This is a genomic window from Candidatus Defluviilinea gracilis (genome assembly GCA_016716235.1).
Classification (GTDB): Bacteria; Chloroflexota; Anaerolineae; order Anaerolineales; family Villigracilaceae; genus Defluviilinea; species Defluviilinea gracilis.
This window is the reverse complement of record JADJWS010000001.1, coordinates 963,770-983,569: the sequence shown is the minus strand read 5'-3', so window position 1 is coordinate 983,569 and position 19,800 is coordinate 963,770. Positions and strand designations below refer to the sequence as shown.

The following is a 19,800-nucleotide window of genomic DNA, read 5'->3' as shown; positions in this document are numbered from 1 at the left end:
TTGCTCCTTCGGTGTAGACGAGGAAACAAGTACGCACGTATACACGTTCCTTGTTTCCTTGTCTACTTGTTTACCTGTGTACGTTTTCCTTAAACAAAAACACTCCGTCCAATCAGAGGACGAAGCGTTTCCCTTCGGCATTGCTCAGGGCGGCGGCTCCGTGGTACCACCTCAATTCGTTGTTAGTTAAGTAGTTCTTCGTGGGATAGTTTGATAGTTGTTTGGTTCCAACGAAGAAACCATCAAACTATGTAACTATAAAACTAACAAACGCTCTTGAATTTGCTGTAACGGGCAATCCCGCGACGGTCTAATTACCAGTGATCAGTAAACAGTTATCAGTGGTTTTCTTCGCCAGTAACTTCAGATGACTTCGGCGTTGTTTTCCTGTGAGCGCTTCCACTGTGCGCGCTCTTCTCTATCAGGCAATCTTTCGCCTACTACTTCTGAATGGCTGGGATTATAAAGAGGGTTGAAATCTGAGTCAAGCGATTATTCGCCTGTAATTGTTGAGCCCTTCCAATCGAATAGACTGAGCAAAGCATTGACCATGACCAACAGCCCAAAAATAATGCCGGGTTGAAACAACAAGAGAAGAAGGTAGCTCCATTTGTTCCCAACCAAGACTTCATGCAGGATAAGGAGAAAGGGAATGCCGCCATACATCACTCCGCCTATCGCCATGGTAAACAGATAAATTGGATGATGCGTGCGAAACCTCCCTGTCACCAGCCAGCGGATGAACAATCCTTGCATACGCCCCAATTCGGCTTGAGTCTCTGCGTACCCCAATCCTGATCTATTCCGTGCTGTCCGATAACCGGGCCAGCCAATGAGAAGCCTTGCGCGCTCATCGTAATCGGCTAGATCATATCGATATGACGGATGAAATACCTTCTTCGCTTTTGGCATGTCTCGTCTCCCTGTCTTTGTTGGCGGAATTATAAAACCTCACCGCGTTTTTGATATAATCCCCTCATCGCCCTGGTAGTTCAATGGATAGAACAAGGCACTCCTAAGGCTTAGATGTGGGTTCGATTCCCGCCCGGGGCATAGATATAGACAGATCGTTCCGCCGTTTATCATGAAACGCTAATAAATTTCCTCTTGCAAAACCGGTAGGGATATAGTAATATTCAAAGCGATGAACGCTAGGGTGCCCCCCTCACCCTGGCGTTCATCATTTAAGCGCATGGCGGGGAATTGCCTAAACTATTTTCTTCTACAACTTCGCAAACCTGCTGACCACCTTCGCCATCCCGGCGGGACGATCCATCACGCCGCCTTGATGGATTCCAATCGGTGTGCCTTCTTTGGCATACGCCAACTGCACGAATGCCTGACCCGTGATGAATCGCTGTCCGTCAATCGCGCAGGAGGTGACGAAGCCAATGCGCTCGCCGTTCGCGTTGACGACAGGATCCCCGTTGTGCGCCATGCGCGTGCGTTGCTCGTCGAAAGTAAATCGAATCACCACGCCTTTGCGTTCCTTCTCACGCGCAACGAACGCCTCGCGTCCGATGAACCACGGCTTGTACGTTTTCACATATGAACCAAATCCGCCTTCGGCGACGCCAAGATCACGTCCATCAAGTTTGCCAGAGCCAAGTCCCATTTCATGCCCATACAACGGAAGTCCCGCCTCGGTTCTCAACGAATCTCTCGCGCCCAAACCAATCGCTTTCACGCCAAACGACTCGCCCACTTTCAGAACCGTATTCCAAAACTCGACCGAGCGCTCAGGATGGACGAACAACTCGAACGCCATCTTCTCGCCCGTGTAGCCCGTGCGCGAAACGATCAGATCGAAATTACCAATTACTGCATTACATAACTCAGTCCTTTTGAGCGCAATTACTTTCTTACGTGTCTCATCATCCACGCCCATCGCAAACAACACATCACGCGACTTCGGACCTTGAAGGGCGATATCCACTCGCATGGCAGAACCAGACTTCACGTCGCGCAAGTTGCGGATCTCCGCGTTGTATCCAAACGTCCGTGCCCACGGACGCGCGTTATCAATTTTCACTTTTCCATCGCGCACACTTTCGAGCCACGTGCGATCCTTATCGTCATTCGATGCGTTCACGACCACGAGAAAATCATCCCAGCCGCGCCGATACACGAGCGTATCATCCAGCACATCCGCATCGGGCGTGAGGAAATGCGTGTACAACGACGCGCCCGGTTGCAGTCCGCCGCAATCGTTGCCGCATACCGTATCCAAAAACGACGCCGCATCCGCGCCGCGCACATCATACACGCCCATGTGCGAAACATCGAACAGCCCCGCCGCCTGCCGCGTCGCCAAATGCTCCTCATAAATAGACGTGTACACCACAGGCATCTCCCACCCCGCGAACGGAACCATCCGCCCGCCGAGATCGCGATGGACTTGATTCAACGCCGTCTTCTTGAGTTCACCCTCGGATTCATTCCATGTGAACGACGGCAACGCCTCTTTCGCGGACGTGGAGACTGCTCCCACGTAGTAAGGTTTCTCTGCGCTGACGCCGTTTCCGCTCACCTTCGCGGGCTTCAACTTTTTCCAATCCATCACGATGGTTGGACCCGGCATCCTCCTCGCGCTGAAATCTTTTTCGCCGTTCAACACAAACGATGTGTATCCATCCGACAGATCTCGCAACCATGTTGCTATGACTCCCGCCTTCGCCGCAGGGACTTGTAGGTAGTACGCGCCCATGTCCACGCAGGTGAGCGTTCCCTTGACAACTCCTTTTGGCGTAGCGATCGTTGTCGCTTGCGATTCTCCCGGCTTCAACGCGCTCAGATCGGACGACACTGCGAAATCCAGCATCTGTCGCACGCGGAAGCCCGTCAACTCAAACACACCAGTTTTAGATTTGTCATCAATGAAATAGTAATGCGGATACCCGCTCTTCTTATATTTGAAATCAATCCCCGCCTTCTCTGTCAACTTACGCACGCGCAACTTCGCGTTATTCAACACATTGAAATCCACCTTCGCGCGGCGTTGACGTCCCTTGCGAACGGTATCCACCGAGTGAGGCGCGCACGCGAGCAGAACATCCGCCATGATGTCGGCGAGTTCGCGCGTCATCTTTTCGTTGAAGCCGCGTTGCGTGATCCAGGGCGTGCCGAGCCGAATGCCCGAAGGATCCATCGAGTTCTTGTCGCCGGGAATCGTGTTGCGATTGACGACCACGCCGACGATATCTAAAATGCGCGAGGCTTGGTCGCCGCTGAGTCTCGTGCCATCCTCGCCAACAATGCTTGTGCAATCCACGTTCACCAGATGCGTATTCGTTCCGCCAAACGGGACGCGGAGTCCGCGCTTGGTGAATTGATCCGCCATCGCTTTGGCGTTTTTGAGAGTCTGAGATTGGAGTTGTTTGAACTGTTTCGTTTGAGTCAGTTTGAAGGTCAGCGCGAGAGCCGCGAACACGTTGACGTGCGGTCCGCCCTGTTCGCCGGGGAAGACGGCTTTGTCAATCTTCTTCGCGATCGCCGCATCCGTCGTCATCAACACCGCCCCACGCGGCCCGTCAATGGACTTGTGCGTGGTAGACATCACAACATGCGCGAACCCGATCGGCGAAGGGACAACGCCCGCCGCGACCAGCCCGCCGATGTGCGAAATATCCGCCAGAAAATACGCGCCGACTTCATCCGCAATTTCGCGGAACTTTTTCCAATCGGGCATCCATGAATAGGACGAGTAGCCCGCGATCATCAGTTTCGGTTTGTGTTCATTCGCCAACGCGCGGACGGCTTCATAGTCAATTTTTTCGTTCTGGTCAATCGTGTAATGGACAGCCTTGAACCATTTGCCACTGCGGTTGACCGACGAACCGTGCGAGAGATGTCCGCCATGAAGCAGGTTGAGTCCCATCACGGTACTGCCCAACTCGATCAGCGCGTGATAAACCGCGTTGTTCGCGGGTCCGCCGGAGAGCGCTTGCACGTTGACGTAAATCTGGTCGGCAGAAATTCCGTTCGCGGCGAAGGTCTGCGCGGCGCGGCGACGGGCGAGCGCTTCGACCGTGTCCGCATATTCGACTCCTTTGTAGTAACGCGGATCGCTGTCCCGGCGATATTCCGCCAAACGCATCGGGTAATCGAGGATCTCGTCATCGTCCATCCAGCGCGTCTCTTCATCGGGATAACCTTCGGCGTAGATATTTTGGAACGCGGACGATAACGCCTCGCGCACCGCCATCGGCGCAGTGGATTCGCTCGCAATGAGGATCAACTTGCGCGCCTGCCGCTCCTGTTCGAGTTGGGTGAGATCGTAGACATCCTTGTCAAGTTTTTCGAGCGAACCGCGGAAAAGAAAGTCGGACATTGTGTATCTCCTTGAGAGAGTTATTTTTTGTCTAACTACCCGGCACTTTCCTTTTTTGGACGCTGACCGCGAAGCGCGCTGAAAACGCTGATAAAAACTTTTTTGCCCGTTTTTTGAGAAATCCGCGTTTATCTGCGTCCCATTTTTAAAACTGTCAGGTAGGTAGTTTTTTGTTAATTCGGACAATCCGAATTGTAGACGTTATCGCCAAGCGGGGCAAGTCCCGAACGCTGGTTGGTGACAAACGTCATAATTGAAATTGGATGTGCGACCCCGTATGCTATTCATGGAGGTGTTGTATGGAACCGATCATCTTCCTGTATCGAAGCGGATGCCTGCCTGCGTTTCCATTCAAGCCCGGGATTGTTCGCTACGATATCGAAAAGGCTCTTGAAAACCGTTATCGAAGCCATCAACGAAAAATCAAACTGATTGCCTGGGTAAAATCGCTGGCGTCGTTCGAATGGCTTCTACGCCATCGTTATCAAACTCCGCTTCACCCGCGCCCAAAACCGGTCGCGGTCCACGTTCGCAAGCGAAGGTGATGGATTGAGAAAGATTGATCCGCAGATTGCGCAGATGACTTTAAAAATCCGTGAAATCCGCATCATCTGCGGATTTATTAAGTGATGTTACGCAGTAGGGCTCGTAATGCGAGATTTATCTCGCCTTTCAGGTTATTCTTGTGCAAAAGCGACATGAATGTCGCGTTACGGAGACCAGACTGGCTTCAACTGCGTAACATCAGTTATTAATCCCCGCACGCAAACTCTTGATCGGTATCGGCGGGCGAGGGTGTGGACTCGATGACGAGATTCGGGTCGGGCCATGCGCCTTGTTGAAATTCGCTGATGTATTCACGCAAGACATTGAAATCAACATCGAGTATTTGAGTTGTCGCTTTGAGCTGAGGATCGTAGATCTTTTTGTTCTTGAACAATTCGACGGGGAAACTGGCAAAGACGATATCCGAACCGTTCATTTGATTCGCAAGGCAGGCAAGTTGGTTGATCTGCTCGGGGCTGAGATCGGTCTGCACGTTGCGTTGAAAGGTTTGAACCAGATCGGGGATGGCAGGGACAATGGCGGGGCTTAATAATTTTTCGCGCAAGGCGCACATCACAATGTTTTGACTCTCGGCGCGGCTGAACGTACTATACTGACGAGTGCGCGCCACCCACAACGCGGTCTCGCCGTCGAAGTGATGCTGTCCCACCTCTACGTGAAAACCCTGAGGGTTGGCTGGCGAACGGACATCAATTTCGTAGGGCAGATATACATCAATGCCGCCGACAGCATCCACAATATTTTCGAAAGTATTCATGTTGACGGCGAGATAATGATCGGGTTGCGCGCCGAAGTTCAGGTTCAACGTTTCTGCCAGCAAGCCAGGTCCCTCGCCTGCGCCGTCGTAATAGCCAAATCCCTTGTTGCCATATAAATACGCCTGATTTAATTTTCCATGCGTGATGCCGTAATGATCGGAGATTCCGGGAATCTCCACCCACAGATCGCGCGGCACTTCGAGGATGGTCACGCGCGCGTTGACAAAATCCACGCGGACGAGGCGGATGATGTCTGCCAAGCCGTAGAGGTAATGATCGCCGCGCGCGTCTGACCCAACGGCAAGGATATTCATCACCGGTTGCGACGCTCCGCACAACGGACTCGGTTCGGGACTCAGGGCGGGCTGACTCGTCGTGGCGACCACGCTCACGGGGAAGAGGCGCGTGGGCGTCGATGAAGGCAGAGTTGGTGGAGGCAGGCTGAGGCTGGGTCCGAGCGGCTTTCGGTACAATACAGTCAGAAAAACCCCCGCGAAACAACACCACAAAATTGGAATGCCCAGCAAGATCATCCGTTTTCGAGTCATGAACATTTCTCTCCCATGCAAGAATACCCTGTAAACGGAAATGGAGAGCAAGTCGTTCCCCAAAATCAAACCTCCGAGTTCTCAAAGACTCGGAGGTTTGCTGGTGGGCGCTGAGGGACTCGAACCCCCGACCCCTTCTGTGTAAAAGAAGTGCTCTAACCAACTGAGCTAAGCGCCCGGGAATTTCATTATAAGTTGAAGGTTGCAGGTTGGCAAGTTGGCGATTACACTTGCGCCTGAAATTTAGTTTTACCATCACGGAGCGTCATGCGAATTGTTCGTTACGAAACACAGGACGGCAAAAAAGCAAAATACGGATGGCTGCTGGGCGACAAAGTGGGCGAGATCGGCGGGAATATCTACGGGCGTTATCGCCGGCAAGACGCCGCCACGCCTCTTTCGGATGTGCGGCTGATTCAGCCCTGCGAACCGGGCAAGATCCTATGCGTGGGACGCAACTATGTGGAACATGCGAAAGAATTAGGCAACGAGGTTCCGCAAGTCCCGCTTATCTTTATGAAGCCGCCTTCGTCGATCATTGCAAGCGGCGAGACGATCGTCCTGCCGCCGCAATCGAATAAAGTGGAGCACGAGGCCGAGTTGGTGGCGGTCATCGGCAAGCGCGGGCGTCACATCACGGCGGAGAACGCGAAGAAATATATTCTAGGCTATACCATCGGAAACGATGTCACCGCGCGCGACCTGCAACAATCGGACAATCAATGGACGCGCGCCAAAGGGTTCGACACATTTTGCCCGTTTGGTCCGTGGATCGACACCGATTTCGACCCTTCGGATTCTGTGATTACCTGCCGTGTCAACGGGCAGATGCGGCAAATGGCGTCGACGCGCGATATGGTCTTCAACGTGGGGACGCTGGTCGCGTACATTTCGTCGGTCATGACGCTTGAACCGGGCGACCTCATTTTTACCGGCACGCCCTCCGGCGTGGGCGAATTGAAGAACGGCGATGAAGTTACGGTGGAGATCGAGGGGTTGGGGATGATCAAAAATAAAGCGCAAGCCGAAGGCAGGTAAGATGCGATTCAACAAGAACCTCCGAACCGATATGGATTTTATTTTGCGATTTGCAGACACGCTGGGTAGCGGCGCCGCCCTGGCTTCATCCAGCCGCGCGCCGCACTCGGGTTTTTTCATCTTTGCCCATCAATTCATCGACGGGTTCATCCACTCGCAATTTTTCAAAAAGGAGGAACTCTTGATCGCCGCGTTGGCAGACAGCGGGTTTCCTCCCGACGATGGGCCCATCGGCGCCCTGCGCGCGGAACAGCAGAAATGCCGCGAATCTGCCGATCACTTGTTGAAAGCCTCGAAGGAATGGCAGGCAGGCGAATACCGGGCAAGCGCCGACGTGGGCTGGGCGTCCAGCGAGTACACTTCCACGCTTCGGCGTCACCTCGACCGGCTCAAGACCCTCGTCTTCCCGTTGCTTGAACAGAACCTGTCTGACGATGACGAATATAAAATTCTGGAGGGGTTGAACAACATCGCCTTCGAAATTGGGATGGACAGCGACCCCGATCAATACGCCAAGTTGCTCGAAGCGTTGGACGAAGAATTAAGCGAATGGAAATGAAAGAATAGACTTTATCGGTAATAAGCCCAAGTTCTTTTGCAGGACGCGGATAAACGCCGATGAACGCTGATAAAGAAGAAAGAATCCGCGTTTTCCGCGTCAATCCGCGTCCGAAAAATTATTTCCGATAACGTCTAATAAACAGGGCGCGGGCTGTGACCTTAGGGCGCGCACTCATTCTTCACCGCGTACTCGGGAGTGAAATCGGCGAACCGCCCGGCGTGATAGGCGATATCCTCCAACAAGGGATAATCCGTTCCAAAATAATTATTGAACACCACGCGGAACGAATTGACCGGCGTGATGGCGGGGTATAAATCCTGTTTCGCCGCATCGTTGACATAATACGCGTTCAAGATGGACATGCGCAATGACGGTTGGTCCTTGCTCGGCACACCGGAGGGACCATGGTCGCCCATGAGGATGATGACCGGGGGAATCTTCGATTTGGCGATGATCTCCTCCACAACGCCGGTGATCTGCGAGTCAATAAATTCCATGTTCGATAAATATCCATCCACCTCATTATCGCTCCAATCGAATTTTCCATCCGGCGTAAAGATGAACGGCGGATGCGGCACAAGAAAATGCGCAAAGACCAGTTTAGGTCCCTGAATCTCTTCGGGCAAACGCTTCAACTCATTCAAAATGAAATACGTCTGCTGATAATGCTCGTAGAATTCGGTCTCTTTTTGTTGCGCAAGATCGAAGCCGGGGATCAACGCGGGGATATCGAACGCGAGACGCGCCAGCGAAGTCTCTAACAACTCAAACTCAAATTCGCTCAAGCCGCCGGTCAGGTCCACTTTGCCGGCGAGCAGTTGATTGCGCGAAAGCCTCACATCTTCGCCGAAGGAAAAATGTCCCTGCGAGCGATTCTCGAAGGTGACGATCCGATAGCCCTGCGCGCGAAGCGTCTCGACGACGAGACTCGAATAGAGCGGGTAGAGCGTGTCCTCCCGATGGTAGTCGGCATAAAAAGTGGAGGTCACCGAAAGTTTGGTGGCGGGATAATTGCTCTGCGCGCATTGCGCCACGTAGAAACCGAGCCCCTCCAATTTTGTGGTGAACGCGGATTCGTCGTAGCCGAAATATTTTTCCAACGCGAAGGCGCTGGTGTGGGCGTCGAGTAGGATGACGTACACATCGGGTCTTTCGCCGACGTTCGACTGGTTCGCCTTACGGTACGCCTCCATCGCCGCCTGCGCCTCCCGCCCCGATCGATACACCGCGAAGTCGTGTTGAACGGACCGCGCCACCGAAAAGATCGCGAGGAACGCGCCCGCCATGGTGAGAAAGTTGACGAGCGTGTCGGCTCTTTTCATCCGCCAGAAGATGAACCAGACCGCAAGCGCAAACAGCACGCCAAAGATGAGCAAGAGATAACGGTGACGAATCGTCTCGCCGAACGCGGATTGAATCGCCAAGTAGACATGCCCGTACGAAAAGAAGACGATCACGACCAGCGTGGTGACGATGCCCGACTTTTGCCATTCGCGCGTGAGTAATCTCAGGATGATCCAGATCAACGCCGTGCAAACCAGCGAGAGCAGAACGGGCCGCGCGAGCGACGCAGAGTCCACATACGCGATGTTGAAATTCCGCAATTCAAAGATGGGGTAGAGCGCAAAGAGGAAGGGATGCAGGTAGGGAAGTATTTTTTTCATGGAACAGCGACGTATTATAGCCGAGAGAATCTCGCGCCTACTTCTTCAAATATCCCCGCAGGAAATCATCTCCGCTATGGGCGCGGACGAGCGCGGCGGTGACGGCGGGCAGGTTCGCCGATTCTGAATAGACCAAATAGCGCGGCTCCCACATGGGATGGAATTTTTCCTTGAAGGCGTGGAGTCCCTTGAAGTTGTAGAAGCGGCTCAAATTGTCGGTTAAGAGGCGCAGGACTTTTTCCACAGCCGGGTCATCCGACTTTTCTCCGATCCCCGAAAGCCCGCTCAGCCCGAGGTTGAAAGTCGCATATCCCGATTTCTTCGCCCAATCGAACAACGAAGCGAACAGCAGGTCCATCGTCCCGTTTTCGATCTGATGGACGCGGCGCATGAGGTCGAGCGAAACTTCGTTGCGTTGATACTCCGGCACAATATTCGCAAACGCGCTGACGTATCCTTCGGCGGTACGCGCCACGGCGACTCTTCCATTCCGCACATAATCGTCGTCGAACCAGCCCAGCGAAAAACGCATTTCACTGCCATGCATCATGGTCAGCCATTCATCGCTCACCGCTTTCAACTGACTGATCAATTCGCGGCTGAGCGGCGGCTCGAGAATATCCACGTGATGACCGAGCTTGCCGAGACGATTCATCACATTGCGAAATTCCTTGCCCGCCTTGCCCTCCAGCGTGAACGCGGAAAGATCAACGATGGCTTCCTCGCCGATGCTGAAAAATTTGAATCCTGTTTCTTTATACACGGGCAGGCACTCTGGATGCGTTTGATAAAAACACGGGTCCCAATCGTTGACCGCGCAAAACTTTTTGAATTCCAAAATGGACGCCTGCGCTTCTTCCCCCGTTCCAATTGGGTCGCCCAGCGCGAGCGCCACTCGCCCTTTGACCACGTACGCGATCAGCGTTCCGCCCGCGCTGAAGAAATAGGATTTATCGTCGAAGAGGGTCATACGCGCCAGCGGGGTGCGCCCATGCGCCTCGACAATTTCTCGCGCGCGGTTGCGTTCCTCCGCTGTGGCAGGCTGACGGATCAACACCGGACGGACGAGCATGAAAAAACCGTAACTTAACGTTGCGCCCGCAATGATGTAGATCGAGTCCGCAAAATAACGCCCAAAGCGCGTGACCGGTTGCAAGCCGGGGGTTGCGAATTCGGTGAACATCGCCAGCGTTTGCGTCAACGCGGGGATAAGCTCAAACCTCGCCTTGAAATGTCTATCGAGTAAATAGAATCCGACGGTTCCATACGCAAGCGTGAACAACGCCGCCGAAAACAACACGCGGATGCCCTGTCGAACAGAAGGAACATCGGACCGCGCATGAAAATGCGAGCGCAGAGAAAAGATGAAGAGCGCCAACAGAACCGCGATGCTCGCCTCTTCGTAATCCAAGCCTTTGAGCAAGTGACTGAGCGCCGAAGCGACCAGCACAGCGATCGCCAGCAACCAAGCCGCTTGTTTCCTTCGCCACAGGTTGCTCGAAAGCAACAGGAGGGCGAACCCAGCCAACACCGTCGCGAGGCGGCTTCCGCGCGTCACCTCCAACGGAGAGAATTGCTCCAGCAACCTCAACCGCTCTCTCACGGCGGGCATCGTGGCGGAAATCACGTTGACAACGCCCATTGCGGCGGTAAGAATCGCCACCGCGCGGACCGAGATCGCGTCCCAGCGCGATCGGAACGAATCCATGCGGTTGGCGAAAGAGGAATGATTTTGCGGTTCGGGTTCTGAAAACATCTTGCTTCCGAGTATAGCATCTGGCTGTGATGAAGAATGAGCATTTGCCACCAAATTATATACAATGTAAAATGCTGGCACGCGGCGAAGTTCCTCCCGGCAACGTCCGCTTCCCGTGTTTGTAGTGTGTGAAAAAATGAATCTTGAAACTTTGATCTCCCAATTTGGCTACCCCGCTCTGATTATCGGATTGCTCCTCGAAGGCGAGACCGTCCTTGTGTTGGGCGCATTCATGGCTCACCGCGGTTATTTGAATCTGCCGCTGGTGATCGCTCTGGGCTGTGTCGTTTCTTTTTCAACCGACCAGTTCTTTTTCTGGCTAGGGCGCGCGCAAGGCGTCCGCTTCCTTGAAAGCAGACCGACATGGAAACTTCACGTGGACAAAGCGCGCTCATTGCTTGGGCGAAACCCCGACATGCTTTCTTTGGGCGTCCGGTTCATGTATGGATTACGAACCGTTCTTCCCTTTGCGATGGGCATGTCGAAGTTCGACCCGAAACGGTTTGCGCTCTTCGATTTTTTGAGTTCCGCGCTCTGGTCGCTGACCTTTGGACTGGCGGGCAAACTCATCGGTCATCTGATCGAAGCGATCTTCCAAGACTTCAAGAGACACGAAGCCATCACCATTGTCGGCGCCATGATCATCGCTGGCGTGGTCTGGTTGTATCACTCCTGGCTGGGCAGAAAACAAGGAACGCTGTAAATATCTTGACGGAGAACCTCTATGTTCAATCTCAAAACCACCCCATTTCACGAAAGAACATCCGCGCTGTGCCAGCCGCAGAACTGGCGCAAGTGGGCGGTCGTGAGATGATATAATGACGGAAAATATCCGTCATTTGACGGCAATTCTCCGTCTTGAGGAATTAACATGATCGAATCGCTTCTTGGGTCAAAAAATGCAGAACGAGCGCTGGTCTATATTCTGAGCCGCGAGGAAGGGTATGCCCGCGAGATCGCCAGTTTTTACGGAACGGACTTGAAATCCGTTCAACTGCAATTAGATAAGTTCGAGAAAAGCGGCGTGCTGGTAAGCCGATCCGTTGGGCGAACGCGTCCGTATATGTTCAATCCACGTTACCCGTTTTTGACCGAGTTGAAAGCATTGCTTGAAAAAGCATTGTCGTTTTATCCCGCAAAAGAACAGGAAGAATTGACCATGAACAGGCGCAGACCGAGGGCAAGAGGAAAAAGTCTGTGAAAAGTATCGGAAAGATGAGCCAGAGCGAGTTGGCGGCATTTATTCAAGACACGTTGCAAGCGGAAGGAATCACTGTTGTTCTTTCAGGCGGTAGCGCCGTCTCATTTTACAGTGGCAACAAATATGTTTCAAAAGACTTGGACCTGATCAATACAGGCTTTGCCAAACGAAGCCAAATCAAAGCGGTTATGGCAAGTATCGGGTTTGAAGAAAAAGGGCGTTATTTTATCAACCCCGCTACAAAGTACTTTGTGGAGTTTCCCGATGGGCCGCTTTCGGTTGGCGAGGAGCCTGTGAAAGAGGTCAATGAATTTGAATTGGCAACAGGAATCTTGCGGGCGCTCTCGCCGACAGACTGCGTAAAAGACAGGTTATGCGCTTTTTATTTTTGGAATGATCAGCAAGGATTGGCACAGGCAGTTTTAGTGGCAAAAGACCAGAATGTGGATTTACAAGAGATCAAACGTTGGTCAAAAGCAGAAGGCAAAGAAAGGGAATATGAAATTTTCAAACGTAAACTTAACTAAGGAAGACTTGACGGTGTTGGTCTTCTTCGCGCCGGCGGAGTATGCAAACTGACCATAGACAATGGACGATGATGTGTCACATGGTCAATGGTCTATCGTCCATCGTCAAAAGGAATCTACATGTTCAATCTCAAAACCACACCATTTCACGAAAGAACGTCCGCGCTGTGCCAGCCGCAGAACTGGCGCAAGTGGGCGGGATATTTCGCCGCAGGCTCGTATGAGCATGTGCTCGACCGCGAGTATTGGGCGATCCGCAACTCGGCGGCGTTGATTGATGTCTCGCCGTTAATTAAATACATCATCAAAGGAAAAGATGCGGCGGCGTTGTTGCATCGCGTCACCACAAGAGACATCCACAAAATGAAGGTGGGACAAGTCGCTTACACGGGCTGGTGCGACGAAGAAGGCAAGATGATTGACGATGGAACCGTTTCTCGATTAGATGAAACATCTTTCCGTTTAACTGCGGCAGAGCCAAACGTACGTTGGTTATCCATGAATGCCGTCGGCATGGACGTATCCATCACCGAAGTGACGGATGAAATTGCCGCGTTGAGTTTCCAAGGTCCAAACACGCGCAAGGTGTTGAATCTTGTTGCTGAGAAATCTGTGGATGAGTTGAAATATTTCCGTTTGATGAAAAATAAAATCAAAGGAATCGAAGTCACCATTTCGAGAACTGGCTACACAGGCGATCTCGGTTATGAAATCTGGATGCCTGCAAAAGACGCCATCAAAATTTGGGATACGCTCATGTCGGCAGGCGCGGACTACGGCATCACGCCCGTCGGCATTTTAGCAATGGACATGGCGCGAGTCGAAGCAGGCTTGTTCATGCTTGATGTGGATTACACATCCACAACTCACGCGTGGATCGAGCCGCAAAAATCATCGCCGTTTGAATTAGGTCTCGATTGGACAGTCGCGCTCGATAAGACTGGCTACTTTGTCGGTCGCCGCGCGTTGGAAAAGGAAAAACGCGAAGGCTCGTTGTGGAAAATGGTCGGCTTGGAAGTGGATTGGGTTGGGATGGAAAACATCTTCAAGCGAGTCGGCTTGCCGCCCCAAATCCCTGGCATGGCTGTGCGCGGAAGTTTGCCGATTTTGGTTGGCAACGTGCAAGTTGGATATGCATCCACGTCAACATGGTCGCCGCTGTTGAAGAAATACATCGCTTTGGCGCATTTGCAAAAGCCGTATTTTGAAGTCGGTACTGATGTGCGGATGGAAATTACGGTGGAGCATCACCGTCAGCACGCGCCTGCGAAGGTGGTGAAACTTCCGTTTTATGAGCCTGAGTGGAAGAGGAAATAAATCGCGGAATCCACCTCGGCACACGCTGACAATACTCCTCATACGCCGCGCCGAATTGATTCCGCAAGACAGGTTCTTCAACGATGAAGATAAGAATGTTGAATCCGAGAAAAAAGAACAGGGCATAGACAAGCGCCAACGCTGACCCAAACCAAAGTATGTATCCCGCCTGAAATAACATTGCCCCAACGTAAATCGGATTCCGCACGTAGCGGTACAGCCCCGCAATGACCAGTTCCTTCGGCGGGTCAACGAACGCGGGTGTGCCGCGCCCGCGGCGGATGATGTCCACGCAACATCGGATGATGATCAGCCCGCCGAGAATCCAAAACGGGAAAGCAAGGTAACGGACTATACCAAAGTCAACGAACGGCGTATCACGCGAAGCGAGTTGATACGGAATGTACAACGTGAACAGTCCGTGCATGAAGCCCATGTAGATGATGGTTTTGAGGGTGTTCATTTCAACCGCGGAATCCACCTCGGCACGCGTTGACAATACTCCTCATACGCCGCGCTGAATTGATTCCGCAAGGCGGGCTCTTCATAAAGAACAACAAATAAATGCTGAATAAAAAAATATACGAACAAATAAATTAGCAAACTCCAATATCCAAACCACAGAAAGTGTCCCGCATTAATGAGAAATACCCCCACATACATCGGGTTGCGGACGTGGTTGTACAAGCCCGAAACGACCAGTTCTTTCGGCGGCTCGATGGGCGCGGGAGTGCCTTTCCCTTTTTGTACAAAGTCCCAGAAGCACTAGACCAGCATCCCGATTCCGACGAGCCAAAGCGGAAAAGCAAGATAGGCGAGAAATCCCGTCTGGACTTGCGAGCCTGTTCGCAACAACACCAGCGGAACGAATCCCGCCACTGTGCCGGGCGCGAGGATGAAGAAGAGGATGGATTTGAGGGCGGTCATATTTTTTTCAACAGACCTCACAGGTTTTTAAAACCTGTGAGGTCTAATTTTATTCTTCGGTTTTCGTCAATTGATACACCAACACCGCGAGCGACCCCGCGAACCACACCCCTCCGACCAAGCCGATCACCCAGCGCGGAATGCCCCAGCCTGAAATGTCAACGGGAAATAGACCGAAGTAAATGAGGAGGACGATTGCGCTTAGGATCAAATCAAATCCGCTGGCGATGATGATGACGGTGCGTTTGTATTGTGGATTATCCATAACTTTACCTTTTCCACTTTCTACGTACCACTTTCTACTTTCTACCCTTCAACCACTTCAACAACTTCTCCGTAGACCAGCAGTTGATCACGTCCTCTTTCAACACGCCTGCGCGTCTCGCAATTGCGACTCCGTAGTGGAGCATGTCCAAGTCCTCTTCGGAGTGGGCGTCGGTGTTGATGCTGAGGAGCACGCCCAACTCACGGGCGCGGCGGGCGTGCGGATCGTCGAGGTCGAGGCGGTAGGGACTGGCGCTGATTTCCATCGCTACGCCCGATTTCGCCGCGGCTTGCAGGATCACTTCCATATCCAAATCCGCGCCTTCGCGGTCGGGGATCTCGCGTCCCGTCGGGTGACCGATGATGTCTACGTGCGGGTTGTTCACGGCTTTGAGCAATCGCTCGGTGATCTTTTCTCGAGGCTGGCGCAGACTCGAATGGAGCGAGGCAACCACAAGGTCGAGAGAAGCGAGGAAGTCGTCGGGATAATCCAGCGAGCCATCCGCTTTGATCTCCACTTCGCTCGAATGCAGGATCGTAATCTTGTCGCCGAGTTGCTTTTGAATCTTTTTAATTTCAGCGGCTTGCTGTTTGTGTCGTTCAATTGAGAGTCCATTCGCAACGCCGAGGCTCACTGAATGATCGGAGAACACGATCACTTTCAGCCCGCGCTTGATGGCGGCTTTCGCCATATCGAGCATGGATAACTTTCCGTCGCTGTACGTGGAGTGCATGTGCAAGTTGGTTTTGATGTCTTTCACTTCGATCAACTTCGGAAGTTTGTTTGCTTTCGCCAGCGCGACCTCATCGCGTCCCTCGCGCAGTTCGGGCGGAATCCATTGCAAGCCCAACGTTTTATACACTTCCTCTTCAGTTGAACAGAAAATTTCTTTTCCACCTTTAACTTTTTTGAATGAATGATCCGAAAGTGACAATCCTTTATCGAGCGCGAGTTGGCGCAACAACACGTTGTGATCTTTCGAGCCTGTTGCGTATTGAAGCGCGGTTCCAAATTCGTTGGGCGGATGCACCCACACCTGCGCGCGGACTCCGTCGGTGAACTCGATGCTCGATTTGAATTCACCTTTGCCCAACACCCGCGTCACGCGCGGAAGTTTGACGAACGCATCCATCACCGCCGCGGAATCTTTCGCCGCGACGAGGATATCGAGATCGCCAACTGTCGAACGCATCCTTCGCAGACTTCCAGCGGGTTCGGCGGCGACGACTCCCTTCACCTTTTTGAGCGCGGCGATGATCTCGTTCGCCAGCGGAAGCGCGCGCCCGATGGAGATTCGTCCCGTGCGCCGCGCCAACGATGCCAGCCCTTCGAGGATGGCAGTCTCTGATTTTGCGCCCATGTTGGGGAGGTCGCGCAGTTTGCCGTCTTTCGCGGCGGCTTCCAGTTGCGCGAGAGATGTGATTCCCAACGTCTTCCAAATCATCGCGATCTTTTTTGGTCCCAGCGACGGGACAGCCAGCCACGCGGCGAGTTCTTCGGGAACTTCCTTTTTTGTTTTTTCGAGAAACTCGAGTTTGCCCGTGTTCAACAACTCGTCAATTTTTTCCGCGATGGCTTTGCCCACGCCGGGGATCTCGAGCAGTTTGCCCTCTTTCCAAAATTCGCTCGCCTCGCGCGGCAGGCTGATCAAACTTTCAGCCGCTTTGCGATACGCGAGCGTTTTGTAAATGATCTCGCCCTTGATCTCGAGCAGGTTGGCGATGAGCGTGAACGTGTCGGCAAGTTGTTTGTTGTTCATGGGACCTCTCGTTTGAGATTATACGACCGAACATTATTTCACCGTCAGCCAGACGCCCGCAAGCACGACCGCCAACCCCAACACCCGCGCCGCATCCAGCGGACGGGGCGCCAAGCCGAGCCAGCCGAAGTGATCGAGAACCGCGCCCATCACCAATTGACCCGCCAGCAAAATAATGAGGGCAGGCGCAACGCCGATCCGCGGAATCATAAAACTGATCGCGGCGATCACTCCCAACCCGAAGAACCCCGCGCCCAGTGTGTACCACGGCACATTTCGCCATTGACTCATTTTGCTTCCAAGAATCAACATGGGGATCAATGCGATGACCGCTCCGCCGAGATGCACGATGAACACGCTTTCAAAGATTCCCAGCCGTTGCGTGATCATGCTTGCCATTGGGCTTTGCAGTCCGATGGCAAGTCCGCCCGCGAGGCCGATGAGGATGATAAAGAGGATCGAGTCCATGAGTTTTCCTTTGGGTTGAATTTTGTTGATGATACTTGATTTCAAGACGTGGAGGCATAAACAGATTCGGTTCTACCGTTTTTAACGGGAATTCTTTGTTCAAACACAAAGGACACGACGGTCACAAAGGAAGAACGCAAGGAATTCAAACTCTTTTTTCCCCTTGGCGCCCTTTGTGGTGAGGCTCTTTCCCGTTAACTACGGGAGACTCGCGGATTCGAGAGCAAAAAATCTCTTTCGCGCGCAGCCCACGCAAGTTGCGCGGATTCTTCCGTAACAAACGAAAAAATCCGTTTCATCCGTGAACTCCGCGTGCTGAAATGCGCCGGGCGCCTGATCGCCTTACACAATCCTTTTTGGACGCAGAAAACGCTGATTTCGCTGATCTGAAAGAAAGAAAAATCCGCGTTTTCAACGTGAATCTGCGTCCCGATTTTGAAAGGGTAAGGTAATCAAACCGGGCGTTTTCTTGAGAAACCATTGCGAGCGAAGGCGCGCCTCTTGCACAACCCCATCATCACAGTTACCATTACCCCGTTATGCCCACCAGCCCGCGCCCGTTACGCGCCATTTCCACCACGCTTGGCGTTGCCATCCTGCTTGCCGCCCTGTTCACCGCCCTCCCCTCGCAAGGACTCGCCAATGGAAACTTCTACGAACGCCTGAGCCTGCTCCTCACCCCGCGCGCGCCGGATGAGGTCTCGACGACACAGCCGCAATTGAGGATCGGAATCGTCGCCGGCCACCTGGGCAACGACTCCGGCGCCGTGTGCGTAGACGGCAACGGCAGTGTCACCCTCACCGAAGGGGAAGTCAACCTCGATATTGCCGCCATCGTCCAACAGCAACTGCAAGGGGCGGGCTATGTGGTCGATCTTCTGAACGAATACGACACGCGCCTGAACGGCTATCGCGCCCTCGCTATCGTATCCATCCATAACGATTCGTGCGAATACATCAACGACCAGGCGAGCGGATTCAAAGTTGCCGCCGCGCTCAACACCAACGATATCAACCGCGCCAACCGCCTCACCGCCTGCCTGGTGGACCGCTACCAAAAAATTACCGGGCTCGACTTCCACGCTGGGAGCATCACCGCCGACATGCGCGAATACCACTCTTTCCGCGAGATCGACCCCAGCACCGTCGCGGCAATCATCGAGACCGGCTTCCTCAACCTGGACCGCGAAATCCTCACCAAAGAAACCAACCGCGTCGCTACTGGCGTGGTGGATGGGATTTTGTGCTTCACGAATAACGAGAATATCGAACCGACTCCGATCCCCAACTTGAACCCATGACAAAAAACAGACGGCTCTTTCTCCCAGTACTGCTGATTCTGCCCCTCGTCGGCATTTCTCTCGCGTACTTCTTCTTCACCCCCTCGCCAGCGGATGCGTTCCTCAACGCTCCCACCCCCGCCGTCACGCAGGAAGATCTGTGGGCGCGGGTGGAGATCGCCAAACCCACGTATACGCCGTTCATCCTCCCCACCGAAACGCCGACTCAAATTCTCCCAGCCACTGAAACACCCGCCGTGCTCGCCATGGAAATCGTTAACGAAATCACCGTGGCGCTCGAACAGGCGCAACAGATCGAAGCCGATCCGCCGCCCGCGCCGGTGTACGTGGGATCGAAATACATCCTGGTGGATATTTCCGACCAGCACATGTACGTCTACGAAAACGACGCGCTGATCTACAGCTTTGTCGCCTCCACCGGCATCAACAACGCCACGCGCGTCGGCGTCTTTGCCGTGCAAAGCAAATTCGATAATGCCTACGGCGCCACGTGGGATATCTGGATGCCCAACTGGCTCGGCATTTACTGGGCGGGCGGGCTGGAAAATGGAATCCATGCCTTGCCGATCCTGCCCAACGGCGCAACGTTGTGGGAAGGCTTTCTCGGCAGACCCGTTTCCTATGGCTGTGTGGTGTTGGGCACGTATGAATCGAAGTTGCTCTACGATTGGGCTGAAATAGGCGACACGGTTGAAATTCAGTGGTAACAAACCGCATGAAATTCAGATGGTTTTTGCCCATATAAAAGGGTAAAATCGTCCTACACGAACCCATCCTTCCCTCTAAGGGTTCGTAAAAATATAAACCATCAA

20 protein-coding genes and 2 tRNA genes are annotated in these 19,800 nt (G+C 53.1%); 10 read left to right on the top strand and 12 right to left on the bottom strand.

Annotated features, from left to right (window positions below; genetic code table 11):
* Positions 1-492 precede the first annotated feature (492 nt).
* Positions 493-912, bottom strand: coding sequence for a hypothetical protein (locus IPM31_04585; protein ID MBK9006251.1), 420 nt, complete (start codon positions 910-912; stop codon positions 493-495).
* Between the two features lie 69 nt (positions 913-981).
* Between IPM31_04585 and IPM31_04580 the strand changes: the two genes are divergently transcribed.
* Positions 982-1,053, top strand: a tRNA-Arg gene (locus tag IPM31_04580).
* A gap of 169 nt (positions 1,054-1,222) precedes the next feature.
* Here IPM31_04580 and IPM31_04575 read toward each other — a convergent pair.
* Positions 1,223-4,330: a serine hydroxymethyltransferase gene (locus IPM31_04575; protein ID MBK9006250.1), complete on the bottom strand. Its 3,108-nt coding sequence runs from the start codon at positions 4,328-4,330 to the stop codon at positions 1,223-1,225.
* A 299-nt stretch (positions 4,331-4,629) separates the two neighbouring features.
* On the opposite strand from IPM31_04575, the gene IPM31_04570 reads away from it, so the two are divergent.
* Positions 4,630-4,875: a hypothetical protein gene (locus IPM31_04570; GenBank protein MBK9006249.1), complete on the top strand. Its 246-nt coding sequence runs from the start codon at positions 4,630-4,632 to the stop codon at positions 4,873-4,875.
* A gap of 206 nt (positions 4,876-5,081) precedes the next feature.
* On the opposite strand, the gene IPM31_04565 is transcribed toward IPM31_04570, so the two are convergent.
* Both IPM31_04565 and IPM31_04560 read right to left on the bottom strand, forming a co-directional pair.
* On the bottom strand, positions 5,082-6,203 hold the full coding sequence (locus IPM31_04565) for an LCP family protein (GenBank protein MBK9006248.1): 1,122 nt from the start codon (positions 6,201-6,203) through the stop codon (positions 5,082-5,084).
* A gap of 101 nt (positions 6,204-6,304) precedes the next feature.
* Positions 6,305-6,381 (bottom strand) — tRNA-Val (locus tag IPM31_04560).
* Between the two features lie 89 nt (positions 6,382-6,470).
* On the opposite strand from IPM31_04560, the gene IPM31_04555 reads away from it, so the two are divergent.
* Both IPM31_04555 and IPM31_04550 read left to right on the top strand, forming a co-directional pair.
* Entirely contained in the window at positions 6,471-7,241 is a 771-nt protein-coding gene (locus tag IPM31_04555; GenBank protein MBK9006247.1) for a fumarylacetoacetate hydrolase family protein, read from the top strand.
* Position 7,242: 1 nt separating this feature from the next.
* Positions 7,243-7,800 (top strand): hypothetical protein, encoded by a 558-nt coding sequence (locus IPM31_04550; protein ID MBK9006246.1) that lies wholly within the window; start codon positions 7,243-7,245, stop codon positions 7,798-7,800.
* Positions 7,801-7,961: 161 nt separating this feature from the next.
* Here the strand turns inward: IPM31_04550 and IPM31_04545 are convergent, their stop codons facing one another.
* Positions 7,962-9,467 carry a sulfatase-like hydrolase/transferase gene (locus IPM31_04545; GenBank protein ID MBK9006245.1) on the bottom strand — a complete coding sequence of 502 codons (1,506 nt, stop codon included), beginning with the start codon at positions 9,465-9,467 and terminating at the stop codon, positions 7,962-7,964.
* A gap of 37 nt (positions 9,468-9,504) precedes the next feature.
* The gene (locus tag IPM31_04540) at positions 9,505-11,175 is read right to left on the bottom strand and encodes a bifunctional lysylphosphatidylglycerol flippase/synthetase MprF (GenBank protein ID MBK9006244.1); all 1,671 of its coding nucleotides are present in this window, start codon (positions 11,173-11,175) and stop codon (positions 9,505-9,507) included.
* A 184-nt stretch (positions 11,176-11,359) separates the two neighbouring features.
* Here IPM31_04540 and IPM31_04535 point away from each other — a divergent pair, with 184 nt between their 5' ends.
* The 4 genes from IPM31_04535 (at position 11,360) to IPM31_04520 (ending at position 14,268) form a co-directional block, all read left to right on the top strand.
* Positions 11,360-11,926 carry a DedA family protein gene (locus tag IPM31_04535; protein ID MBK9006243.1) on the top strand — a complete coding sequence of 189 codons (567 nt, stop codon included), beginning with the start codon at positions 11,360-11,362 and terminating at the stop codon, positions 11,924-11,926.
* Positions 11,927-12,094: 168 nt separating this feature from the next.
* Positions 12,095-12,424, top strand: coding sequence for a winged helix-turn-helix transcriptional regulator (locus tag IPM31_04530; GenBank protein MBK9006242.1), 330 nt, complete (start codon positions 12,095-12,097; stop codon positions 12,422-12,424).
* Positions 12,421-12,951, top strand: coding sequence for a hypothetical protein (locus tag IPM31_04525; GenBank protein ID MBK9006241.1), 531 nt, complete (start codon positions 12,421-12,423; stop codon positions 12,949-12,951). The genes IPM31_04530 and IPM31_04525 overlap by 4 nt, the downstream gene beginning before the upstream one ends.
* A 120-nt stretch (positions 12,952-13,071) precedes the next feature.
* Entirely contained in the window at positions 13,072-14,268 is a 1,197-nt protein-coding gene (locus tag IPM31_04520; protein MBK9006240.1) for an aminomethyl transferase family protein, read from the top strand.
* On the opposite strand, the gene IPM31_04515 is transcribed toward IPM31_04520, so the two are convergent.
* The 6 genes from IPM31_04515 to IPM31_04490 all read right to left on the bottom strand — a co-directional run bounded on the left by IPM31_04515 (position 14,186) and on the right by IPM31_04490 (position 17,687).
* On the bottom strand, positions 14,186-14,731 hold the full coding sequence (locus tag IPM31_04515) for an isoprenylcysteine carboxylmethyltransferase family protein (GenBank protein ID MBK9006239.1): 546 nt from the start codon (positions 14,729-14,731) through the stop codon (positions 14,186-14,188). The genes IPM31_04520 and IPM31_04515 overlap by 83 nt on opposite strands.
* The gene (locus IPM31_04510) at positions 14,728-14,955 is read right to left on the bottom strand and encodes an isoprenylcysteine carboxylmethyltransferase family protein (protein ID MBK9006238.1); all 228 of its coding nucleotides are present in this window, start codon (positions 14,953-14,955) and stop codon (positions 14,728-14,730) included. The genes IPM31_04515 and IPM31_04510 overlap by 4 nt, the downstream gene beginning before the upstream one ends.
* Before the next feature lie 78 nt (positions 14,956-15,033).
* A complete protein-coding gene (locus IPM31_04505; GenBank protein MBK9006237.1) occupies positions 15,034-15,195 on the bottom strand; it encodes a hypothetical protein in 162 nt (53 codons plus the stop codon).
* Between the two features lie 49 nt (positions 15,196-15,244).
* Positions 15,245-15,460, bottom strand: a complete 216-nt coding sequence (locus tag IPM31_04500) for a hypothetical protein (GenBank protein MBK9006236.1) — start codon at positions 15,458-15,460, stop codon at positions 15,245-15,247.
* Between the two features lie 34 nt (positions 15,461-15,494).
* Positions 15,495-17,219, bottom strand: a complete 1,725-nt coding sequence (gene polX, locus IPM31_04495) for a DNA polymerase/3'-5' exonuclease PolX (protein ID MBK9006235.1) — start codon at positions 17,217-17,219, stop codon at positions 15,495-15,497.
* A 33-nt stretch (positions 17,220-17,252) separates the two neighbouring features.
* Positions 17,253-17,687, bottom strand: a complete 435-nt coding sequence (locus IPM31_04490) for a DMT family transporter (protein MBK9006234.1) — start codon at positions 17,685-17,687, stop codon at positions 17,253-17,255.
* A gap of 539 nt (positions 17,688-18,226) precedes the next feature.
* Here IPM31_04490 and IPM31_04485 point away from each other — a divergent pair.
* Both IPM31_04485 and IPM31_04480 read left to right on the top strand, forming a co-directional pair.
* Positions 18,227-18,988 carry an N-acetylmuramoyl-L-alanine amidase gene (locus IPM31_04485; protein ID MBK9006233.1) on the top strand — a complete coding sequence of 254 codons (762 nt, stop codon included), beginning with the start codon at positions 18,227-18,229 and terminating at the stop codon, positions 18,986-18,988.
* Positions 18,985-19,695, top strand: coding sequence for a L,D-transpeptidase (locus IPM31_04480; protein MBK9006232.1), 711 nt, complete (start codon positions 18,985-18,987; stop codon positions 19,693-19,695). Before IPM31_04485 ends, IPM31_04480 begins: the two co-directional genes overlap by 4 nt.
* Positions 19,696-19,800 lie beyond the last annotated feature (105 nt).